Consider the following 261-nt stretch of genomic DNA (forward strand, 5'->3'; position numbering starts at 1 on the left):
CTCGCACCAACTGAAACGATCAATGAAGTGTTTGAATGGACTAAAAATAACAAATATCTTCAGAAGAAGGCAGACCTGATTATATCTGAATATAGAAATATTATGAAAGGTGATCCCATTTCCCTTTACAAGGGAATGGTGGCATCAGTGATGCTGGAAAGCTTTCTGTTCTATAGCGGCTTTTATTACCCACTCTACTTTTATGGTCAAGGTAAGTTGATGCAATCAGGGGAAATTATCAACTTAATTTTAAGAGATGAG

General features: G+C 36.4%; 1 protein-coding gene. It reads left to right on the forward strand.

Translation table 11 applies throughout. The features are described from left to right. On the forward strand, window positions 1-261 hold a 261-nt coding region (locus tag R0J92_RS24070), incomplete at both ends, for a ribonucleotide-diphosphate reductase subunit beta (RefSeq protein ID WP_411053533.1).

Origin of the sequence: Tritonibacter sp. SIMBA_163 (assembly GCF_046535935.1) — a bacterium.
Classification (GTDB): Bacteria; Pseudomonadota; Alphaproteobacteria; order Rhodobacterales; family Rhodobacteraceae; genus Epibacterium; species Epibacterium scottomollicae.